Annotated in this window: 14 protein-coding genes and 1 pseudogene; 7 read left to right on the plus strand and 8 right to left on the minus strand. The window is 67.3% G+C overall.

The features are described 5' to 3' along the window. Positions 1-126 precede the first annotated feature (126 nt). Positions 127-885, minus strand: a complete 759-nt coding sequence (locus tag NGR01S_RS27460; RefSeq protein WP_063041938.1) for a glutamate racemase — start codon at positions 883-885, stop codon at positions 127-129. A gap of 9 nt (positions 886-894) precedes the next feature. Next, a complete protein-coding gene (locus NGR01S_RS27465; protein WP_063041863.1) occupies positions 895-2094 on the minus strand; it encodes an NAD(P)/FAD-dependent oxidoreductase in 1200 nt (399 codons plus the stop codon). A 309-nt stretch (positions 2095-2403) separates the two neighbouring features. Here NGR01S_RS27465 and NGR01S_RS27470 point away from each other — a divergent pair, with 309 nt between their 5' ends. Together NGR01S_RS27470 and NGR01S_RS27475 are read left to right on the plus strand one after the other, a co-directional pair. Continuing rightward, a complete protein-coding gene (locus NGR01S_RS27470) occupies positions 2404-2760 on the plus strand; it encodes an SPW repeat domain-containing protein (protein ID WP_063041865.1) in 357 nt (118 codons plus the stop codon). A 321-nt stretch (positions 2761-3081) separates the two neighbouring features. Then, positions 3082-5148, plus strand: coding sequence for a hypothetical protein (locus NGR01S_RS27475; protein WP_063041867.1), 2067 nt, complete (start codon positions 3082-3084; stop codon positions 5146-5148). A gap of 57 nt (positions 5149-5205) precedes the next feature. Here the strand turns inward: NGR01S_RS27475 and NGR01S_RS27480 are convergent, their stop codons facing one another. Next, positions 5206-6222: a helix-turn-helix transcriptional regulator gene (locus NGR01S_RS27480; protein ID WP_063041869.1), complete on the minus strand. Its 1017-nt coding sequence runs from the start codon at positions 6220-6222 to the stop codon at positions 5206-5208. A 90-nt stretch (positions 6223-6312) separates the two neighbouring features. Between NGR01S_RS27480 and NGR01S_RS27485 the strand changes: the two genes are divergently transcribed. The 5 genes from NGR01S_RS27485 to NGR01S_RS27505 all read left to right on the plus strand — a co-directional run bounded on the left by NGR01S_RS27485 (position 6313) and on the right by NGR01S_RS27505 (position 13396). Then, complete coding sequence (locus NGR01S_RS27485) at positions 6313-7614, plus strand: FAD-dependent oxidoreductase (protein ID WP_084481769.1); 1302 nt, start codon at positions 6313-6315, stop codon at positions 7612-7614. A gap of 151 nt (positions 7615-7765) precedes the next feature. Then, positions 7766-9286, plus strand: coding sequence for an FAD-dependent monooxygenase (locus NGR01S_RS27490; protein WP_063041871.1), 1521 nt, complete (start codon positions 7766-7768; stop codon positions 9284-9286). Continuing rightward, the gene (locus tag NGR01S_RS27495; protein ID WP_063041873.1) at positions 9283-9840 is read left to right on the plus strand and encodes a TetR/AcrR family transcriptional regulator; all 558 of its coding nucleotides are present in this window, start codon (positions 9283-9285) and stop codon (positions 9838-9840) included. Before NGR01S_RS27490 ends, NGR01S_RS27495 begins: the two co-directional genes overlap by 4 nt. A gap of 257 nt (positions 9841-10097) precedes the next feature. Further along, a complete protein-coding gene (locus NGR01S_RS27500) occupies positions 10098-12449 on the plus strand; it encodes an arylsulfatase (RefSeq protein ID WP_063041940.1) in 2352 nt (783 codons plus the stop codon). Positions 12450-12496: 47 nt separating this feature from the next. Then, on the plus strand, positions 12497-13396 hold the full coding sequence (locus NGR01S_RS27505) for a formylglycine-generating enzyme family protein (protein WP_063041942.1): 900 nt from the start codon (positions 12497-12499) through the stop codon (positions 13394-13396). 81 nt (positions 13397-13477) lie between these two features. On the opposite strand, the pseudogene NGR01S_RS33290 reads toward NGR01S_RS27505, so the two are convergent. From NGR01S_RS33290 to fusA, 5 genes and pseudogenes are all read right to left on the minus strand, one after another. Next, positions 13478-13549: pseudogene (locus tag NGR01S_RS33290) on the minus strand (EF-Tu C-terminal domain-related protein); the annotation flags it as partial. A 113-nt stretch (positions 13550-13662) separates the two neighbouring features. Then, on the minus strand, positions 13663-13959 hold the full coding sequence (locus tag NGR01S_RS27510; RefSeq protein WP_218020838.1) for a hypothetical protein: 297 nt from the start codon (positions 13957-13959) through the stop codon (positions 13663-13665). Next, entirely contained in the window at positions 13944-14204 is a 261-nt protein-coding gene (locus tag NGR01S_RS27515) for a type II toxin-antitoxin system Phd/YefM family antitoxin (protein WP_169811980.1), read from the minus strand. Before NGR01S_RS27515 ends, NGR01S_RS27510 begins: the two co-directional genes overlap by 16 nt. 121 nt (positions 14205-14325) lie before the next feature. After that, positions 14326-15516, minus strand: a complete 1191-nt coding sequence (gene tuf / locus NGR01S_RS27520; protein ID WP_063041877.1) for an elongation factor Tu — start codon at positions 15514-15516, stop codon at positions 14326-14328. 85 nt (positions 15517-15601) lie between these two features. Next, positions 15602-17704 carry an elongation factor G gene (gene fusA, locus NGR01S_RS27525; RefSeq protein ID WP_063041879.1) on the minus strand — a complete coding sequence of 701 codons (2103 nt, stop codon included), beginning with the start codon at positions 17702-17704 and terminating at the stop codon, positions 15602-15604. Between the last annotated feature and the right edge of the window lie 119 nt (positions 17705-17823).

The raw sequence follows: 17823 nt of genomic DNA on the forward strand, positions 1-17823 counted from the left end.
TCGGCGCCATCCGGCTGCGACCGCGCCGTCATGAGCGGGCGGAATCGGCCGATGCCGACACCGCGCAGCGTCCCGAGCCCAGCGTCGAAGAGCAGCCGGTCGCGCACTCGGGAAGGCGAGGCCGCATTACCCGGCCCCCAGGATCCGCCCGGATTCGTACGCGGCCGCGCCGGGCGGCAGCACGCCGGGACGGCCACTCAGATACACCTGCACGGTCCCTTCGCCGGTCGCCGAGCCGGCCAGCGCCTCCATCCGCCGCACCGTCTGCGCGGCGACGGCCTGCGCGCTGTCGAACAGCCGGACGCCGTCGGGCAGCGCGGCCAGGATGCTGTCCACGATCAGCGGGTAGTGGGTGCAACCCAGCACCACACCCTCGACATCGGCGGGTGTCCGGGCCGCGGCGTCCGCCACCGCCGCACGCACCGCGGCCATATCACCGCGATCCACTGCTTCGGCGAGTCCGTGGCAGGCCACCCCGGTCACCTTCGCCTCGCCGCCGAACCGCGCTATCAGATCCGCCTGGTAGGGGCTGGCCGTAGTGGCCGCGGTCGCCCATACGGCCACCGACCGGCAGGCCGCCGCGGCCGGTTTGATCGCCGGCACCGTACCCACCACAGGGATCGCGGCGCCCAGATCGGCACGGACGTGTTCGAGTGCGGTCACGCTGGCGGTGTTACACGGCAGCACGACCACCTCGGCACCCAGGTCACGCGCGCTACGACCGGCCGCCACCACCCGGTCGATCACCCAGTCCTGTGGCTTGGGGCCCCACGGCGCCCCTTCGGGGTCCAGTTGCAACAGCAGATCCACGTCGGGACGCAGCTTGCGCAGCCACGCCGCGGTGGGCAGCAACCCGAAACCCGAATCGATGAGCGCGACGATCACCCCCACAGGTTATTGAGTCGCGCCGAGCAATTCCTCCACCGGGGCGGCCGCGGCGATCTTGGCGCGCATCTTCATCACCTGTCCGGTCATCCCCGCCCCCACGACTCCGGACAGCCGGCCCTCGCGGAAGTAGTAGGCGAGGAATTTGCGCCCGTCGTCGGCGAGGATGTGGATATCGTCGGTCGCGCGCGGCGTGCCGAGCGCCTGCAACTTCAGGTCGTACTGATCACTCCAGAAGTACGGGACCTGCGGGGTACTCGGCGCCGCGACCCCCAGCAGGGCGCAGGTCAGCAGTTTGGCCTGTTCACCGGCATTGGTCCAGTGCTCGATCCGGCGATGTTCACCCGTAGGGGTCCGCCACGCCGCCACATCGCCCACCGCCCAGACGCCGGGCGCACTGGTCCGCCCGGCCTCGTCGGCGAACACTCCGCCACCGGCGGTCGGTTCGGCCAGTTCGATACCGGATCCGGCCAGCCAGTCGGTCACTGGACGCGAGCCGATACCCGACACCACCAGGTCCGCGGTCACCTCGGACCCATCCGCCAGCCGCGCACCGCGCACCCGGCTTGCCGGACCGGCCAGCAATTCGGCCACCCCGACCCCGCAGCGCAGATCGACGCCTTCGGCCCGGTGCAACCGGGCCACCAGTTCACCGAGCGCCACGCCGAGCACCCCGGCCAGCGGAGCGGGCTGCGGTTCCACCAGCACCACGGGCACCTTCTGCGCGCGCAGGCTCGCGGCCAGTTCACAGCCGATGAAACCGGCGCCGATCACCAGGGCCGCGGTGGTATCGCGCAGCCTCTCCCGGATCGCCACCGCGTCGTCGTGACTGCGCAGGACGTGGACCCCGGCCACCTCGTCCGCGCCGGGCAGCAGCCGGGGCCGCAGTCCGGTCGCGACGATCAGATGCTCGTAGGTGACCGTGGAACCGTCGGCCAGCCGCACCTGTTTGGCCTCGGTGTCCACGCCGGACGCGGCCGTACCCAGACGCAGCTCGATCTTCTTCTCGTCGTAGAACTCGTCCGGACGCAACGGCGTCGCGGTGGTCTCGCCGCGGACGAACTGCTTGGACAGCGGCGGACGGTCGTAGGGTGCGCGCGGCTCGTCCCCCAGCAGTACCAGCTCGCCCTCGTACCCCGCGCGGCGCAACTCCTCGGCGGTGCGCAACCCGGCCAGGCCGGCACCGGCGATCACGATCGGTGCGGACATACCGAACTCCCTCCCCGCGGCAGGGCGCCGCGCCTGGAACAGGTTACAGAAAATCGTGTAGCCCACCCTAACAAGCACAGCTCGGCGAAGCCCATCCCCCGATCCGCGCGGCCGCGGCGAAACGGAGGTACCCGAAGAGCGCACGCGGCGGGTACAGGACCCGCCGGGCTCCGCGGCGGAAGCGCGTCCGCTGCGCATCGTTTCGCCGCGCAATCGTGTCCATCGCGATATCGACCGGTCGCGGCCGGACACGCTATACCGAGGTCAGGCCCTTTCTACGGACCTGTTTTCCAGTCTCAGGAGGCCATTATGTTCACAGAAAGCCGGACTCAGGATTTCCTGGCCGTGGTGCTCGGTGTCTTCACCGCCCTCTCTCCGATCTGGGTGGCGACCAACAATCGGGCAGTGTGGACGATGATCGTGCTCGGAGCGCTCATCGCACTCACCGGACTCGCCCAGATGTACCGGCCCGCGATGGCAGCGGCCGACTACGGAATGGCACTGTTCGGCGCACTGCTGTTCATCGCACCGTGGGCCATGAACTACACCAGCTACAACGGGGCATCGTGGACGTCGTGGGTCGTCGGAATCGTCACCGTCGTACTCGCCGTGGCAGCGCTGCCGGCGGTGGCGGGCCGGATGCACGGGGCCGCGACGCACCACTGATCCGCAACCATCCCGACGAGCTACCCGCCGGCCGAGCCCGGCGGGCAGACTCATTTGCGCCATCGACACCAGCGGGAAAATTTCGAGGGGGGCCGACAGACCCGGCGCGGAGCGGGCGTCCGGTGCACCGTTCCCGGCCGGTTTCCGCACATCCCGCCGTCCGGGCACGTCAGAGCCGCGTATCCGGAAATCCCGGACGCGGCTCCGTGCGCCGGCCACTCTCGGAGGCGATGTAATACTGATCACCGCGGGCGGGTCACGCACCATTCATGGGCTTCGCACACTAGAACGAAATCCACCCCGGCGGGTAAGAATGGGCCCATGGATGCCGAAAATGCCAGCCTCGGAGACGAACGTCGCGGCCGCCAGGAGGAGTACGGCCACGCGCAACAGAACTCCGAGTCGAGGGGCTTCGCCGGCTTCGGATCGAACGAATTCGATTCGGCGAATGGAACGAACGGCGCCACGAACCGATCCGATTCCGTACCGGATCACGGTTACACGTGGACCCCCGCACCACCGTCCACTCCCACCCAGAACCAGCACAGCACCGGCGGATCGGCGGCACTGGACCCGTTCGCCGCCTGGAACACCCCCGGAGTCGCCGGTGATATCGCCGCGGTCGGCGTCATGACATCCGGTAACCAGGAACCGGATTCCCGCTTCAGTACCTCGCCGACGGACCCGTCCCAGTTCCCCGCACCTCCCGATGATCCCAACGGTCCGGATACCGCCGCGTTGTCCACCCGCCACGGCGCCGGGCCGATGAGCGATCCCGGGCAGACCGATCCCGGGGCGCTGCCGCGCCTATCGCAGCCGGGCCCCGGTCAGGTCGGCGAACACTCGGCCGCACTCGCCTCCTCGGCACGTATCCCCGCGCCCACATCGCCGTACACGGCCGAGTCGGCGCTGTCCGCCGATCCCGCAGCCGGTCGGCCCGGTGCCGATTCGTTCTCCGTCCCGACCACGCAATTATCCACGTCCGGTTCGCTGGCGGACGCCTATCCGCTGCCGCCGGAGACACCGCAGCGGCCCGGCACCTACGGCGAGGCGGATACCGGGTCGCTGCCGAGCTGGCTCAGCTCCATCGGGGACGAACCGGTACCGCACCCGCTGGAAACCGGCGGGCGGCGCCGCAAACTCGATCTCACCGAATCCGGTGCACCGGCGGATGCTTTCAACCCGTTCGAGGACCAGCATGTGCCCGGACACGAGGAGAGCCCCGCGGCCGCGGTCACCGATACGCATGCGCTGTCCGGGGCGCCGAGCGAGGAGCGCGAGCCCGCACTCGACCACGAGCCCGCCGCACGGCCGGAACTGCCGTCACGCGGGCTGCCCACCCGTGGCCACACCGCACCCGGCCCGGGCGCCGAGGAGGAATCCGCCGCGCCCGCACTGCCGGCCCGGCGCCTGCCGCGGTCCGCGGCCCGGCACGCCCCCGCCGAGGAGACGAACACGGTGGCTCCCGCCGCACAGGAGGCGCCTCCGGCGAACTCCGTGGGCCTGCCGGAGCCGGCACCGGCCGCCGCCGCGGACAGCGAACTGCCGGCGCCGCGCCGGCTGCCGCGGTCCGCGGCCCGGTACAACACCGACGACGAGCCAACCGGTACCCGCGATGACCAGCAACCCGCGCTGCGGCTCGCGGCGCAGCCCGAAGAGGCGGCCCTGACCGGCGAGACCGGCGCGCATACCGCTCCGCCGCGGCTGTCCCCACCGGACGGCACCCCGATCCTCGACCGGCTGCTGGATTCCGAACCCGCGCACGGTATCGACTCCGACGACGAATCCGGCGCGCCGGTGGCCGAATTGCTCACCCGGATCCTGGAGTCCGAGGATTCCCGGCCCGCCGGATCCGACGAACCGGCCGAGGAGGCGCCGGAAGTCCCCGCCACGGCCGTATCGCCGCTGACTCTCGTACCCGACGCCGCGGGTGAGGCCCCGGACTCGGGTGAGGGCGCCGATTCCCGGCCGCCGCTGGAAACGCGCCGCTCCCGGCGGGCACGTGAGGCGGCCGAGGCCGAGGCCGCCGGTTCCGCGGTCCCCGACCACGCTGAGGCGGCACTGCCGGGCCCCGCTCCGGAACCTGTATCGGCCCTGCCGGGAGCCCGGCGCCCGGCGCCCGTGGAGGACACCACATCCCGGCACAGCCGCAGCGAGGAAGGCGCCGACATAGATATCCACCTCATCATGCGGTTGCTGACCGCGAGCGATGATCTCGAAGTACTGGCGGGACAGGCGGAGACCGGCGAGGTGTCGGCCGCGGAGGTGGCCCGCGCGGCCCGCGAGGCCCGGGCCGCGGTCCTCTCCGCGGTCACCGCCTGGTACGGCGGCCCGGCCCAGATGGTGAAGTTCGCCAACGCCCTGCTCCAGGCCGCCCGCGAAACCTGATCCGGAGTTACCACGTCCCGGCGACGGTGCGCGCCGGGTTTTCCGGCGTACCCGCGATCACGGGTGCGTCGCCGGTTCGGCATCACCGACCACGGCCTGCCACCGTCGCACCAGCCGGCGGCAGGCGGCCACCAGTTCCGGGGGCTCGACATCGGCCAGGTCGGTATCGAATGTGGCGAGCAGACCCGCGACACCAGCCCAGGACCAGGCACCGAGGGTGAGCCGGCAATGGTCGGAATCCAGGTGCTCGACAACCGATCCGCCGGGTGCCCAGCGCGCCACCGTCTTCGCCGGCAGATTCAGCCGCGCGCTTCCGACGCATTCCCACGTGGCGGGAGTGTCCCCGCGATCGTGGGTGCTCATCACCAGAGCGGCGATATCACCGCCGGGCAGCTCGCGCGGAGTGAACCGGATACCCGTGGGCGGGTGGAGGTAGAGGCGGTCCAATCGGTGCACGCGCCAGGCGGCATCGGCGTGGTCGTAGCCGACGAGGTACCACCGGCCCGCCCAGACCACCAGGTGATGGGGTTCGAAGCGCCGGGCCGGGGCGAACTCGGCGGTACCGGGGTCGGGGCGGGCGCCGTCGGGCCCGAGGATTTCGATGATGAGCACCTCGTGACGGCGCACGGCACCGCCCGCGGCCGGCAACGAGGCCGCATCGATGGGATGGGCCGGAAACTCCCAGTAGTTCTGCAAACTCGTCAGCCGCAACGCTGCCACGGCCCCTCGTAGCCTGACCGGCATGACCTGTTCCAGGGACTCCAGCGCCCGCTCGGCGTCGTCGGCGAGGCCGGACACCGTGGTCGGCGCGGTCTGTAGCGCTACCGCGACCGCGAGTGCTTGCTCCTCGTCGAATTGCAGCGGCGGCAGTGTGTGGCCCGCCCCGAGCCGATAGCCCCCGGCCGGCCCGCGCAGCGTGACGACCGGATAGTCGAGCGAACGCAGTGTTTCGATATCCCGCCGGGTGGTGCGCTCGCTGACCCCCAGCCGGGCGGCGAGCGCGCCGAGCGACCAGCTCCGTCGAGTGGCGAGCAGCGACAGTAGGCGCAGTGCGCGCCGGGAGGTATCGGCCACCGTACCAAAGTAGTGGACATTCGACGGCCACTACCGATGGCAGTGTCGGTCCGGCAATCATCCGACAACAGCTCGAGGGGCCGAAATACAGTGCATGTCATCATCGTCGGAGGCGGAATCGGCGGTCTGGCGCTGGCCGCCGGACTACGCCGGCACGGATTCGAGGTATCGGTTTTCGATCGCGACCGCGATGTCGCGGAGACCGCGGGTTACCACATCACACTCGACGGCCGCGCACAGGCGGCGCTCCGGGAACTCGTCGCACCGGAGATCCTCGAACGGCTCTTGCGATCGGCGTCGGCGTTGCGGCTGCGCGACCGGGACGCGCTCTGGGACCGGCGCGGGCATCTGCTGGCATTTGGGCCGCGGCTCGAGGACAACCCCGGCGTGGATATCGACCGCATCACCCTGCGGACCGTGCTCGCCGACGCGGTCGGACCCGACCTGCATCCGGGTTGGACGGTCACCGGGATCGCCCGCGCCGCGGACGGCGCACCGTCGGCGGTATTCGCAGACGGGGCCGCGCACCAAGGCGATCTCCTGGTAGGCGCGGACGGTGCCCACTCGATGGTCGCCCGATATCTGGCAGGCGGCCCCACCAACGAACCCACCGGGATAATCGGATTCTCCGGGCGGACCGGCGCCGAACACCTCAGTGCGGCCGAGCGGCAGCGCCTCGGAGCCCGTTCGGGGATGGCGATCGGCCCGCACGCCACAGCGCTGTACATCGGTTTCCTCGACCCGGTGGGTAATGCCCTGCTCGACGCGCCCGCAGGCCGGGAGGCGATCACGACCGGGCCGACCTATATCTGGGGCGCGATGTTCCCCGAGTCCTCCGCGACCGATGCGATGCGCACGCTCCGCGGCACGGCATTGCGGTCCGCGCTTCTCACTGCTTTCGGACACCGCGGCTGGAGTCGGCACACCCTCGAGGTAATCGATCGAGCCGAGCCGAGCAGTATCGCCGCCTTCCGCTTCAACGCCGCATCGCCCCGGGCCCAGGACCTGGCCCCATGGGCCGCCGGGTCTGTCACAGCGCTCGGCGATGCCGTCCATGCCACCCCGCCCACAGCGGGCATGGGAGCCGGAGCCGCCATTCGCGATGCCGCGAGTCTGGTCGCGAACCTGCGCGCGGTCGCGTCCGGCACGACCACGCTGCCGGTGGCGGTGAGCAGTTTCGAGGCGGAGATGCGGATACGCGGAAGCGAGACCCTGGTCGCGGCCATGCGGACCGTCCGCTGGATGCGAGCCACCGATACCCGGCTCGGCGCGGCTGTCACCGCGACGGCGACGCCGGTGCTGGCCGCGGCCCATCGGCTCGGGCGCAGACACCGAGCCGACCGTCCGGCGGCAGAAGCCCGGACAGGGGACAGGGTCCGGCGACACGGGTGATCCATCGAGTCGGGCCTGCTCACCCACAGGCCCGACTCGAGGATTTACCGGCGCCCTACGATTCTGTCCACCCACACCCACCCGGGTGTACCATTTGGTACATGTCGATGTATTCCACTGTGGTCGACAGTTGTATCCGTGGGAGTGTGCAATGAGCGTTCTCGTGGTCGGGGCAGGCCCGACCGGTATGGTGACCGGTCTCGTGCTGGCTGCAAACGGCATCCGGTGTCGTGTACTGGAACGGCGCACCGGCCCGAGCGACGGCTCCCGGGCACTCGGGTTGCAGGCCCGGTCGATGGAGCTACTCGCCGGGCTGGGCCTCGCCGACGAGATCGAACGTGTTGCCTATCGCCTCAGCGGAGCATCCATCATGCGGGGCGACGCGGAACTGTCCCGGTTGGTGTGGGTACCCCCGCGGAGCCCTTACCCCTATACCTATGTTCTCCCGCAACCCGGGCTCGAAAGCATACTCCGCGAGGCACTGCGCGCGGCCGGCGTGGAGATCGAGTACGGCGCGGATGTGCAGTACCTCGACCACGACGACGAGCGTGTAGGCGTGCGCCTCGATGATGGACGTCTTCTCGAGTGCGAGTGGCTGGTAGGCGCCGACGGGGCTCGCAGCACGGTACGCGAGGCGCTCGGCATCTCGTTCACCGGCGGCGCAACCGGTGAAACCTACTATCTCGGCGATATCCGCCTGGAATCGAAGATGTCCTTTCAGGACAGTGCCATGTGGCTCGGACCGGCCGGTCCGCTCATGCTGATGCGTCTGCCCGGTGGCGACAGGCTCTGGCGGGTATTCGCGGATATGAGTGATCAAGCCCGTCGAGCGGAACTGCGTGAGCCCGGCATCACCGAGTTGCAATGTCTCGTCGACGAACGTGGTACCGGAGGTACGCGGATCACCGAGGTCGAGTGGACATCGATCTTCCGTACCCGGGTGTGCCTGGCCGATGAGTACCGGCGAAATCGTGTTTTCCTGGCAGGCGATGCCGCCCACGTCTTCCCCCCATTCGGCGGGCAGGGGATGAATCTGGGTATTCAGGATGCGGTCGATCTGGCATGGCGGCTGGCGCAGGTGGAATCGGGCGCATCCCCGGATCTGCTGGACGACTACGAAACCGAGCGTCGGCCGGTAGCCGTATCCACCATTCGCGACGTCGAGAGGCGCCGGCGGATGTACGCTCTGCGCAATCCTGTTGTTCGTTCCCTGCGTGACGCGGCACTCCGGCTCGGGGCAGGGTTTCCGGGGGCTGCCCGGCAGGCAAGTCTGCAGAACTCGCAACTGACGGTGCGATACGGCGACCGGTCACGGTGGCCGTTCACACCCCGCCCGGCCATCGGTGATCGCGCGCCCGACGCCGTCCTCGCAGACGGAACGGTGCACGACCGTCTGGCCGTTACGCATTTCACGCTGCTGCACTTCCGCTCCGGGAACCGAATCGAGGAGTCCGGTGAACTCCCGGAAGCCGCCGGCGCGACCGAACGGGTGATCGTGGTACCGATCGATGACGAAACAGATCCGCGGAGCGAGGCACGAAAACGGTATTCGATGCGCGGCGGGGGGTTCGTCCTGGTCCGCCCGGACGGCCACGTGGCATATCGCGGTAACGAATTCACCGAAGTCCACCGCGCCCTCGCGCGATTCACCGGCGGCGACCGAGTGGTATGAGCAGCGCACGAGAAGCCCTCCTGGACCGCGCCGTCGCCTGGTTCACCGAACACGGCGTGGGTGATACGAGCATGCGGACGATCGCCGACGGTATCGGTACCAGCCACCGAATGCTGAACTATCATTTCGGTTCTCGCGAGGGGCTGCTGACGGCGGTGGTCACCGCAACGTGGGGACAGCAGTACCGCGCTCTGGCGGACCTGCTCGAATCCCCCATAGATCCCTACACTGCCGCTTACGCCCTCTGGGATCGAATGGCCGATCAAGCGGCGCAGTTGGGGCCGTTGTTCTTCGAGGTCGCCGCAGCGGCGATGCAGGACAAGCCATGGGCCGCGCCACTCGGGCAATGGATCATGGAATGGAAGACCACCCTCGCGATACTGTTCACCCGGATCGGCCGCGATCCGGAACAGGCGGCCCTGTCGGCACAGATGACCCTCGCAATGGCGCGTGGGCTGCTGTTCGAGCTCGCGCTCACCGACGGGAACGACCGGGCCGCGGCGGATACCGCGATCCGCAGTTTCCTCGAGTCGATCCGCACGCCGAATGGGTGAATCCGGCAGCGGAAGATCCACTCATACCTCGGGTCAGCGCAAGCCTGCCTCGCTGTGGTCCGGTCACAGTTCGGCCGATATCGGGCTACTGTTCGGCCCGGCGCCCTGAGCCGGGCGCGGGGGACCGATAGTCTTGCGCAGGGTCTATCGGTATCCGAGGACAGCCGCGCAGATCTGCTATCGACGCGATAATTCGCCCGGGTCATGAGGACCTCGGTGGTACACGCTGTTGGCCCATCACCGTCTTGGAGGCCGTCATGTCCGAGCAGTTCCGAGGACGTATCGCACTCGATATCCGTGATTCGGTCGCCGACTGGGCGCCATATGTAGAGCCCACCGCGCCGCAGGACGCACCCAACGTGCTCTACCTGGTGTGGGACGATATCGGCATCGGCACCTGGGACTGCTACGGCGGTCTGGTCGAAATGCCGAATATGCGCCGGATCGCCGACCGCGGAATCCAATTCACGCAATTCCACACGACCGCGCTGTGCTCGCCGAGCCGGGCCTCGCTGCTCACCGGCCGGAACGCGACATCGGTGGGTATGGCGACCATCGAAGAATTCACCGACGGATTTCCCAGTATGTCCGGCCGGATTCCGGCAGAGACGGCGCTGTGCTCCGAGGTCCTGTCCGAGCGGGGCTGGAACACCTATGCGGTCGGCAAATGGCATCTGACTCCGCTGGAGGAAGAAAATCTCGCCGCCTCGAAGCGGAATTGGCCGCTGGGGCGCGGTTTCGAGAGGTTCTACGGTTTCCTCGGCGGCGAAGCCGACCAGTGGTATCCGAGCCTCGTCTACGACAACCATCCGATCTCCCCGCCCTACGCCCCGGAGGACGGCTATCACTTGTCCAGGGATCTCGCGGACAGATCCATCGGGTTCATCCGCGATTCGAAGGTGATCGCCCCCGCCAAGCCCTGGTTTCTCTATCTGAGTCCCGGCTGCGGCCATGCCCCACACCACGCGCCCGCGGAATGGGCCGACCGGTACCGCGGACGCTTCGATATGGGTTACGAGAAATACCGCGAAACCGTCCTGGACAACCAGAAGCGTATGGGGCTGGTGCCGGAGAACACCGAGCTCTCGCCCATGAATCCGTACTCGTCCGCGACGAGCGCGGACGGCATACCGTGGCCGGCATTGGACACGGTGCGACCGTGGGATTCGCTGTCGGAGGACGAGAAGCGCTTGTTCCGGAGGCAGGCCGAGGTATTCGCCGGGTATCTCTCCTACACCGATGATCGGATCGGCCGGTTGTTGGACTACCTCGAGGAAAGCGGTCAGCTGGACAATACGATCATTGTCGTCCTGTCGGACAACGGGGCCAGCGGCGAAGGCGGCCCGAACGGCTCGGCCAACGAGATGAAGTTCTTCAACGGCTATCTCGACACCACCGACGACAGCCTGGCGCGCCTCGACGAACTCGGCTCGCCGACGACCTACAACCACTACAGCATCGGCTGGGCGATGGCGTTCAACACCCCGTACAAGCTGTACAAGCGCTACGCCTCGCACGAGGGCGGTATCGCCGACCCGTGCCTGGTGTCCTGGCCCGCCGGAATATCGGCCCGGGGCGAACTACGCCACCAGTACCTCAATGTCTGCGATATCACGCCGACGGTGTACGAGCTACTCGGCATCACCCCGCCGGAAACGGTCCGCAACGTACCGCAGCGTCCCCTCGAGGGTGTGAGCTTCCGGGCCCTGCTCGACGACCCGGACGCCGACACCGGCAAGCACACGCAGTTCTATTCGATGCTGGGCACGCGCGGAATCTGGCATCGCGGCTGGTTCGCCGACACCGTGCACGCGGCGTGCCCGTCCGGTTGGGGGAAATTCGATACCGACCGCTGGGAGCTGTTCCATCTCGAGAACGATCGCAGCCAGCTGCGCGATCTCGCCGAAGAGCGCCCGGAGAAGCTGGCGGAGTTGAAAGCGCTGTGGTTCGCCGAAGCGGAGAAGTACAACGGTATGCCGCTCAACGACCTCGACGTCGTATCCATGATGACGCGTGACCGCCCCACCTACGGCAAAGCACGGGACCAGGTGGCCTACTACCCCGGCACGGCAGAGGTGGGACCCGGGGCGGCCCTGGAGATCAGTGGCCGGTCGTTCGCGTTGCTCGCCGAGACGACGATCACCGACACGGCAGCCGCGGGGGTGCTGTTCGCCCACGGCGGGCGGCTCGGCGGGCACACTTTGTTCCTGGAGAACGGAATCCTCCACTATCTCTACAACTTTCTCGGCGAAGAAGACCAGGTCATCATTGCCGATCGTCCGGTACCGGCCGGTGATCACATTCTCGGAGTGCGCTACGAGCGGCGCGGAACGCGCTCGGACAACTTCACCCCCACCGGCGAGGCCGTTCTCTATATCGACGAGGAGCCGGTGGGTTCGTTCGCCGATATGCGCATTCAACCCACCGTGTTCTCCGGTGTCGGAGAGGGGGTTCGCGTCGGGCGGGACGGCGGCCGGTCGGTGACCACACGCTATCGGGCTCCGTTTCCGTTCACCGGTGGCATCGTGCACAAGGTCGTCGCGGATGTGAGCGGAAAACCGTATCAGGACCTGGAAATGATTGTGGCCTCGGCATTCTCACGCGATTGAGCAGCCACGATCCGGCCGCCGGGCCCGGTGCCGAAACCCGCCGCGGGATGCTCCGTATTCCCGGCGGTGAGTTCGCGATGGGATCCGCGGATTTCTTCCCCGAGGAGCGACCCGTCCATCGGGTGCAGGTGGATTCCTTCTGGATCGACGCGCATCCGGTGACCAACGCCGCGTTCCGGCGTTTCGTCAAGCAGACCGGGTACGTGACCGTCGCGGAGACCGCCCCGGCGGCCGAGGACTATCCGGAGGCGGATCCCGGAAGCCTGGTCGCCGGGGCATTGGTGTTCCGACCTACCTCGCGGCCTGTGCCGCTGGACAACTGGCAACGCTGGTGGCGTTATGTTCCCGGCGCGAATTGGCGCCGGCCACAGGGGCCCGGCAGCACGCTGGAAGGTCTCGACCGGCACCCCGTGACCCAGGTGGCATACGCCGATGCCGCGGCATACGCGGCCTGGACGGGTAAACAGCTGCCGACGGAAGCAGAGTGGGAGTACGCGGCCCGTGGCGGGCTGGACTCGGCCGCCTACATCTGGGGCGAGGAACCGGAACCCACCGGCCGGCGCATGGCCAATATCTGGACCGGCGAATTCCCCTGGCAATTTTATCCCGGCCGCGGGCAGAAACCTGTCCCCAGCACCACCGCGGTCGGCACCTATGCGCCCAACGGGTACGGCCTGTCCGATATGGCCGGCAATGTCTGGGAGTGGACCGGCGACCGCTACCGGAACGCACACACCCGGCCGTCCTGCTGCGCCCCAGGCAATCCCCACCTCGACCGGCCCGATCCGGATACCGCACAGCGGTTTCCCCGGCACGTCGTAAAAGGCGGCTCCTACCTGTGCTCCGCGAACTACTGCCTGCGCTATCGGCCCGCCGCCCGGCAGGGGCAGACCGAGGACACCGCCACCTGCCACCTCGGCTTCCGGTGCGTGGTGCGTGGTGCGTGAACTGTGACCGGCATTCCAGACGAGTACTGCGCCGCTCTTCTCGGAGCGACACCGTTCGCGGCGATTCAGCGAATCACTCGAGATCTTCGTGACGCGACCGGCGCCGACGGTGCGGCCACCCTCGCGGATCGTGAAGCGCAGACCCTCGCCCATGCCGGCACAGCATCATGGCGTTATCGCTGTGACGCCATCAAGATCGCCGAACTTCGCCTTCGTACCGAGGGAAACGACGGCACGACCGGTTTCCGCGGCATGCGCGGCGATGATCAGATCGTGTGCGCCGCGAGGTCTACCCGATCGCCGCACCTGTGCCAGGAGCTGGGCGTGACGAGTGGCTGTGGCGTCGGTGTACTCGAGGCTATGAGGTCGGCCAGCAGCAAGGGGAGTCGACGGGAGCATTGACCCGCACGCTCGGCGGCGTCGGCCAGTTCGATGCCGACCCGGAACTCCGCGACGGTCGCCGCGGCTATCGCGAGATCGTCGTCGTCGTAAGCGGTACGGTCGATCGTTTCACGCTCATAGGCGATCAGAACACCCGTGTCGAGAATCAAGCACCTGCCCACGAGTCCTCCATATCGTCGGACACCATGGCAAGCCCCGCCGCGATATCGGCTGCGTAGTCGTCGTCGAACGGTGGTACGTCGGATTCCTCCAACGCGAGCCGCGACGAACGGCCCGTACTCGTCGCGGGCGGCGTCACGGTCGCCACGACCCGCCCATGCCGGACGATACGTACCGTCTCACCGTGCTCGGCACGGCTGAGCACAGCAGAGAAGTTTCGTGACGCCTCGGCTGCGGACAGGGTCACAATGGATTCATGATTATCAGAATTGCGTGAGTAGGGCTACTTCCGAACCCGGTTCACATCATGCGAAACGAGAACGGCGCCGCTCCTTTCGGAGCGACGCCGTTCGCAGCGATTCAGCGAATCACTTGATGATCTTCGTGACGCGACCGGCGCCGACGGTGCGGCCACCCTCGCGGATCGCGAAGCGCAGACCCTCGTCCATGGCGACCGGCTGGATCAGCTTCACCGACATCTCGGTGTTGTCGCCGGGCATAACCATTTCGGTGCCCTCGGGCAGGGTCACAACGCCCGTCACGTCAGTGGTACGGAAGTAGAACTGCGGACGGTAGTTGTTGAAGAACGGGGTGTGACGGCCACCCTCGTCCTTGGACAGGATGTAGGCCTGCCCCTCGAACTCGGTGTGCGGGGTGGTGGTGCCCGGCTTGATGACGACCTGGCCGCGCTCCACGTCCTCGCGCTTGATGCCACGGATCAGCAGACCCGCGTTGTCACCGGCCTGCGCGGTGTCCAGCATCTTGCGGAACATTTCGATACCGGTGATGGTGGTCTTGGTCTTCTCCGGGCGGATGCCGACGATCTCGACTTCCTCGTTGAGGTTGACCACACCGCGCTCCACACGACCGGTGACGACGGTGCCACGACCGGTGATGGTGAAGACGTCCTCGATCGGCATCAGGAACGGCTTGTCGGTCTCACGCACCGGGTCCGGGATGGACTCGTCGACCGCGTTCATCAGCTCGACGATGGATTCGCTCCACTTCTCGTCGCCTTCCAGCGCCTTCAGGCCGGAAACGCGCACCACGGGGGCGTCCTCGTCGAATTCCTGCGAAGCCAGCAGCTCGCGGACCTCCATCTCGACGAGCTCGAGGATCTCCTCGTCGTCGACCATGTCCGACTTGTTCAGCGCGACCAGGATGTAGGGCACGCCGACCTGACGGGCGAGCAGCACGTGCTCACGGGTCTGCGGCATCGGGCCGTCGGTGGCCGCGACCACCAGGATGGCGCCGTCCATCTGCGCCGCACCGGTGATCATGTTCTTGATGTAGTCGGCGTGACCGGGGGCGTCTACGTGGGCGTAGTGACGCTTCTCGGTCTGGTACTCGACGTGGGAGATGTTGATCGTGATACCACGAGCCTTCTCCTCCGGCGCCTTGTCGATCTGATCGAAGGCAAAGCTCTCGTTCAGATCCGGATACTTCTCCGCCAGCACCTTGGTGATCGCCGCGGTCAGCGTGGTCTTGCCGTGGTCGACGTGACCGATGGTGCCGATGTTGACGTGCGGCTTCGTCCGCTCGAACTTCGCCTTCGCCACTGTGGTGTCCTCCTGGACTTGTTGTTGCTTGCAGTTGCAGCAGTGCGGATTGATTTACAAGGGTCGTGCAGACGACCGGGCGATATTACTCGCCGGTCGCCTTGGCGATGATCTCCTTCGACACGTTGGCCGGAACCTCCGCGTACGAATCGAACACCATGGAGTAGTTCGCCCGGCCCTGGGTCTTCGACCGCAGGTCACCGATGTAACCGAACATCTCCGAGAGCGGAACCAGCGCCTTGACGACACGGGCACCACTGCGTTCCTCCATGGCCTGGATCTGGCCACGGCGGGAGTTCAGGTCGCCGATCACATCGCCCATGTAGTCCTCGGGCGTGATGACCTCGACCGCCATCAGCGGTTCGAGGATCACCGGACCGGCCTTACGGGCCGCTTCCTTCAGGGCCTGCGCGCCGGCGATCTTGAACGCCATCTCCGAGGAGTCGACGTCGTGGTACGCACCGTCGAGCAGGCTCACCTTCAGATTGACCAGCGGGTAACCGGCGAGCACACCGTACTGCATGGCGTCCTGCGCGCCCGCGTCGACCGAGGGGATGTATTCCTTCGGCACGCGGCCACCGGTGACCTTGTTCTCGAACTCGTAGGTGGCGCCGTCTTCACCGACGAACGGCTCCAGCGCGATGATGACCTTCGCGAACTGACCCGACCCACCCGTCTGCTTCTTATGGGTGAATTCGAGCTTCTCCACCTTCTTGGTGATCGTCTCGCGGTAGGCCACCTGCGGCTTGCCGACGTTCGCCTCGACCTTGAATTCGCGCTTCATCCGGTCGACCAGGATGTCCAGGTGCAGCTCGCCCATACCGCCGATGACGGTCTGGCCGGTCTCCTGGTCCAGCTTCACCGTGAAGGTCGGGTCCTCTTCGGCGAGCTTCTGGATCGCGGTGCCCAGCTTCTCCTGGTCGGACTTGGTCTTGGGCTCGATGGAGACCTCGATGACCGGGTCCGGGAAGGTCATGGACTCCAGCACGATCTGGTTGTTCGGATCGCACAGGGTGTCACCGGTGGTGGTGTCCTTCAGACCGATGACCGCGTAGATGTGGCCGGCGCCGACCTGGGGTACCGGGTTCTCCTTGTTGGAGTGCATCTGGAACAGCTTGCCCAGCCGCTCTTTCTTGCCCTTGGTCGCGTTGATGACCTGGGCACCGGAGTCGACCTTGCCCGAGTAGACGCGGACGTAGGTCAGCTTGCCGAAGAACGGGTGCACCGCGATCTTGAACGCCAGTGCCGCGAACGGCTCGTCGGCGCTCGGCTTACGGGTGATGACCTCGTCTTCCTTGCCGGGCACATGCCCCTGCACGGATTCGACATCCAGCGGCGAGGGCAGGTAGTCCACCACGGCGTCGAGCATGGGCTGCACGCCCTTGTTCTTGAACGCCGAACCACACAGCACCGGGTACAGCTCGGAATTGACCGTCAGCTTGCGGATGGCGCCCTTGATCTCGTCGATCGAGAGCTCTTCGCCACCGAAGAACTTCTCCAGCAGGGCCTCGTCGGACTCGGCGACCGTCTCCAGCAGTTCCTGGCGGTACTGCTCGGCCTTCTCGGCGAGGTCGGCCGGGATTTCCTGGACCTCGTACTTCTCACCGAGCTTGGTCTCGCCGGTCCAGACCTTCGCGTTCATCTCGACCAGGTCGACGATGCCCTCGAAGGAGTCCTCCGCGCCGATCGGCAGCTGGATGACCAGCGGCTTGGCGCCGAGGCGGTCCTTGATGGTCTGCACGGTGAAGTAGAAGTCGGCACCGAGCTTGTCCATCTTGTTGACGAAGCAGATCCGCGGCACGTCGTACTTGTCCGCCTGCCGCCACACCTGCTCGGACTGCGGTTCCACGCCCTCTTTGCCGTCGAAGACGGCCACGGCGCCATCGAGAACCCGCAGGCTGCGCTCCACCTCGACGGTGAAGTCCACGTGGCCCGGGGTATCGATGATGTTGATCTGATTCTGGTTCCAGAAGCAGGTCACCGCCGCGGAGGTGATGGTGATACCGCGCTCCTGCTCCTGCTCCATCCAGTCGGTGGTCGACGCCCCGTCATGGGTTTCGCCGATCTTGTAGTTCACACCGGTGTAGAAGAGGATGCGTTCGGTGGTAGTGGTTTTGCCCGCATCGATGTGGGCCATGATGCCGATGTTGCGGACCTTGTTCAGGTCGGTGAGCACGTCCTGTGCCACGGAAATCTTCCCCGCTCGTAGCTAGTTGGGATTCTCGCAGACGACCTCGCGATCGTCATATGTCGTCAAAGCGGAAGCAGAGCTTCCGTAAGCCTCCCGACCCCGGAGCGATGGGCCGG

This window comes from Nocardia grenadensis NBRC 108939, assembly GCF_001613445.1.
GTDB lineage: Bacteria > Actinomycetota > Actinomycetes > Mycobacteriales > Mycobacteriaceae > Nocardia > Nocardia grenadensis.

What these genes read in the sequence shown, in the direction of transcription:
- NGR01S_RS27465 (WP_063041863.1), bottom strand. Translation starts at nt 2,094, where the DNA reads ATGTCCGCACCGATCGTGATCGCCGGTGCCGGCCTGGCCGGGTTGCGC.
- NGR01S_RS27470 (WP_063041865.1), top strand. Translation starts at nt 2,404, where the DNA reads ATGTTCACAGAAAGCCGGACTCAGGATTTCCTGGCCGTGGTGCTCGGT.
- NGR01S_RS27475 (WP_063041867.1), top strand. Translation starts at nt 3,082, where the DNA reads ATGGATGCCGAAAATGCCAGCCTCGGAGACGAACGTCGCGGCCGCCAG.
- NGR01S_RS27490 (WP_063041871.1), top strand. Translation starts at nt 7,766, where the DNA reads ATGAGCGTTCTCGTGGTCGGGGCAGGCCCGACCGGTATGGTGACCGGT.
- NGR01S_RS27495 (WP_063041873.1), top strand. Translation starts at nt 9,283, where the DNA reads ATGAGCAGCGCACGAGAAGCCCTCCTGGACCGCGCCGTCGCCTGGTTC.
- NGR01S_RS27500 (WP_063041940.1), top strand. Translation starts at nt 10,098, where the DNA reads ATGTCCGAGCAGTTCCGAGGACGTATCGCACTCGATATCCGTGATTCG.
- NGR01S_RS27505 (WP_063041942.1), top strand. Translation starts at nt 12,497, where the DNA reads ATGCTCCGTATTCCCGGCGGTGAGTTCGCGATGGGATCCGCGGATTTC.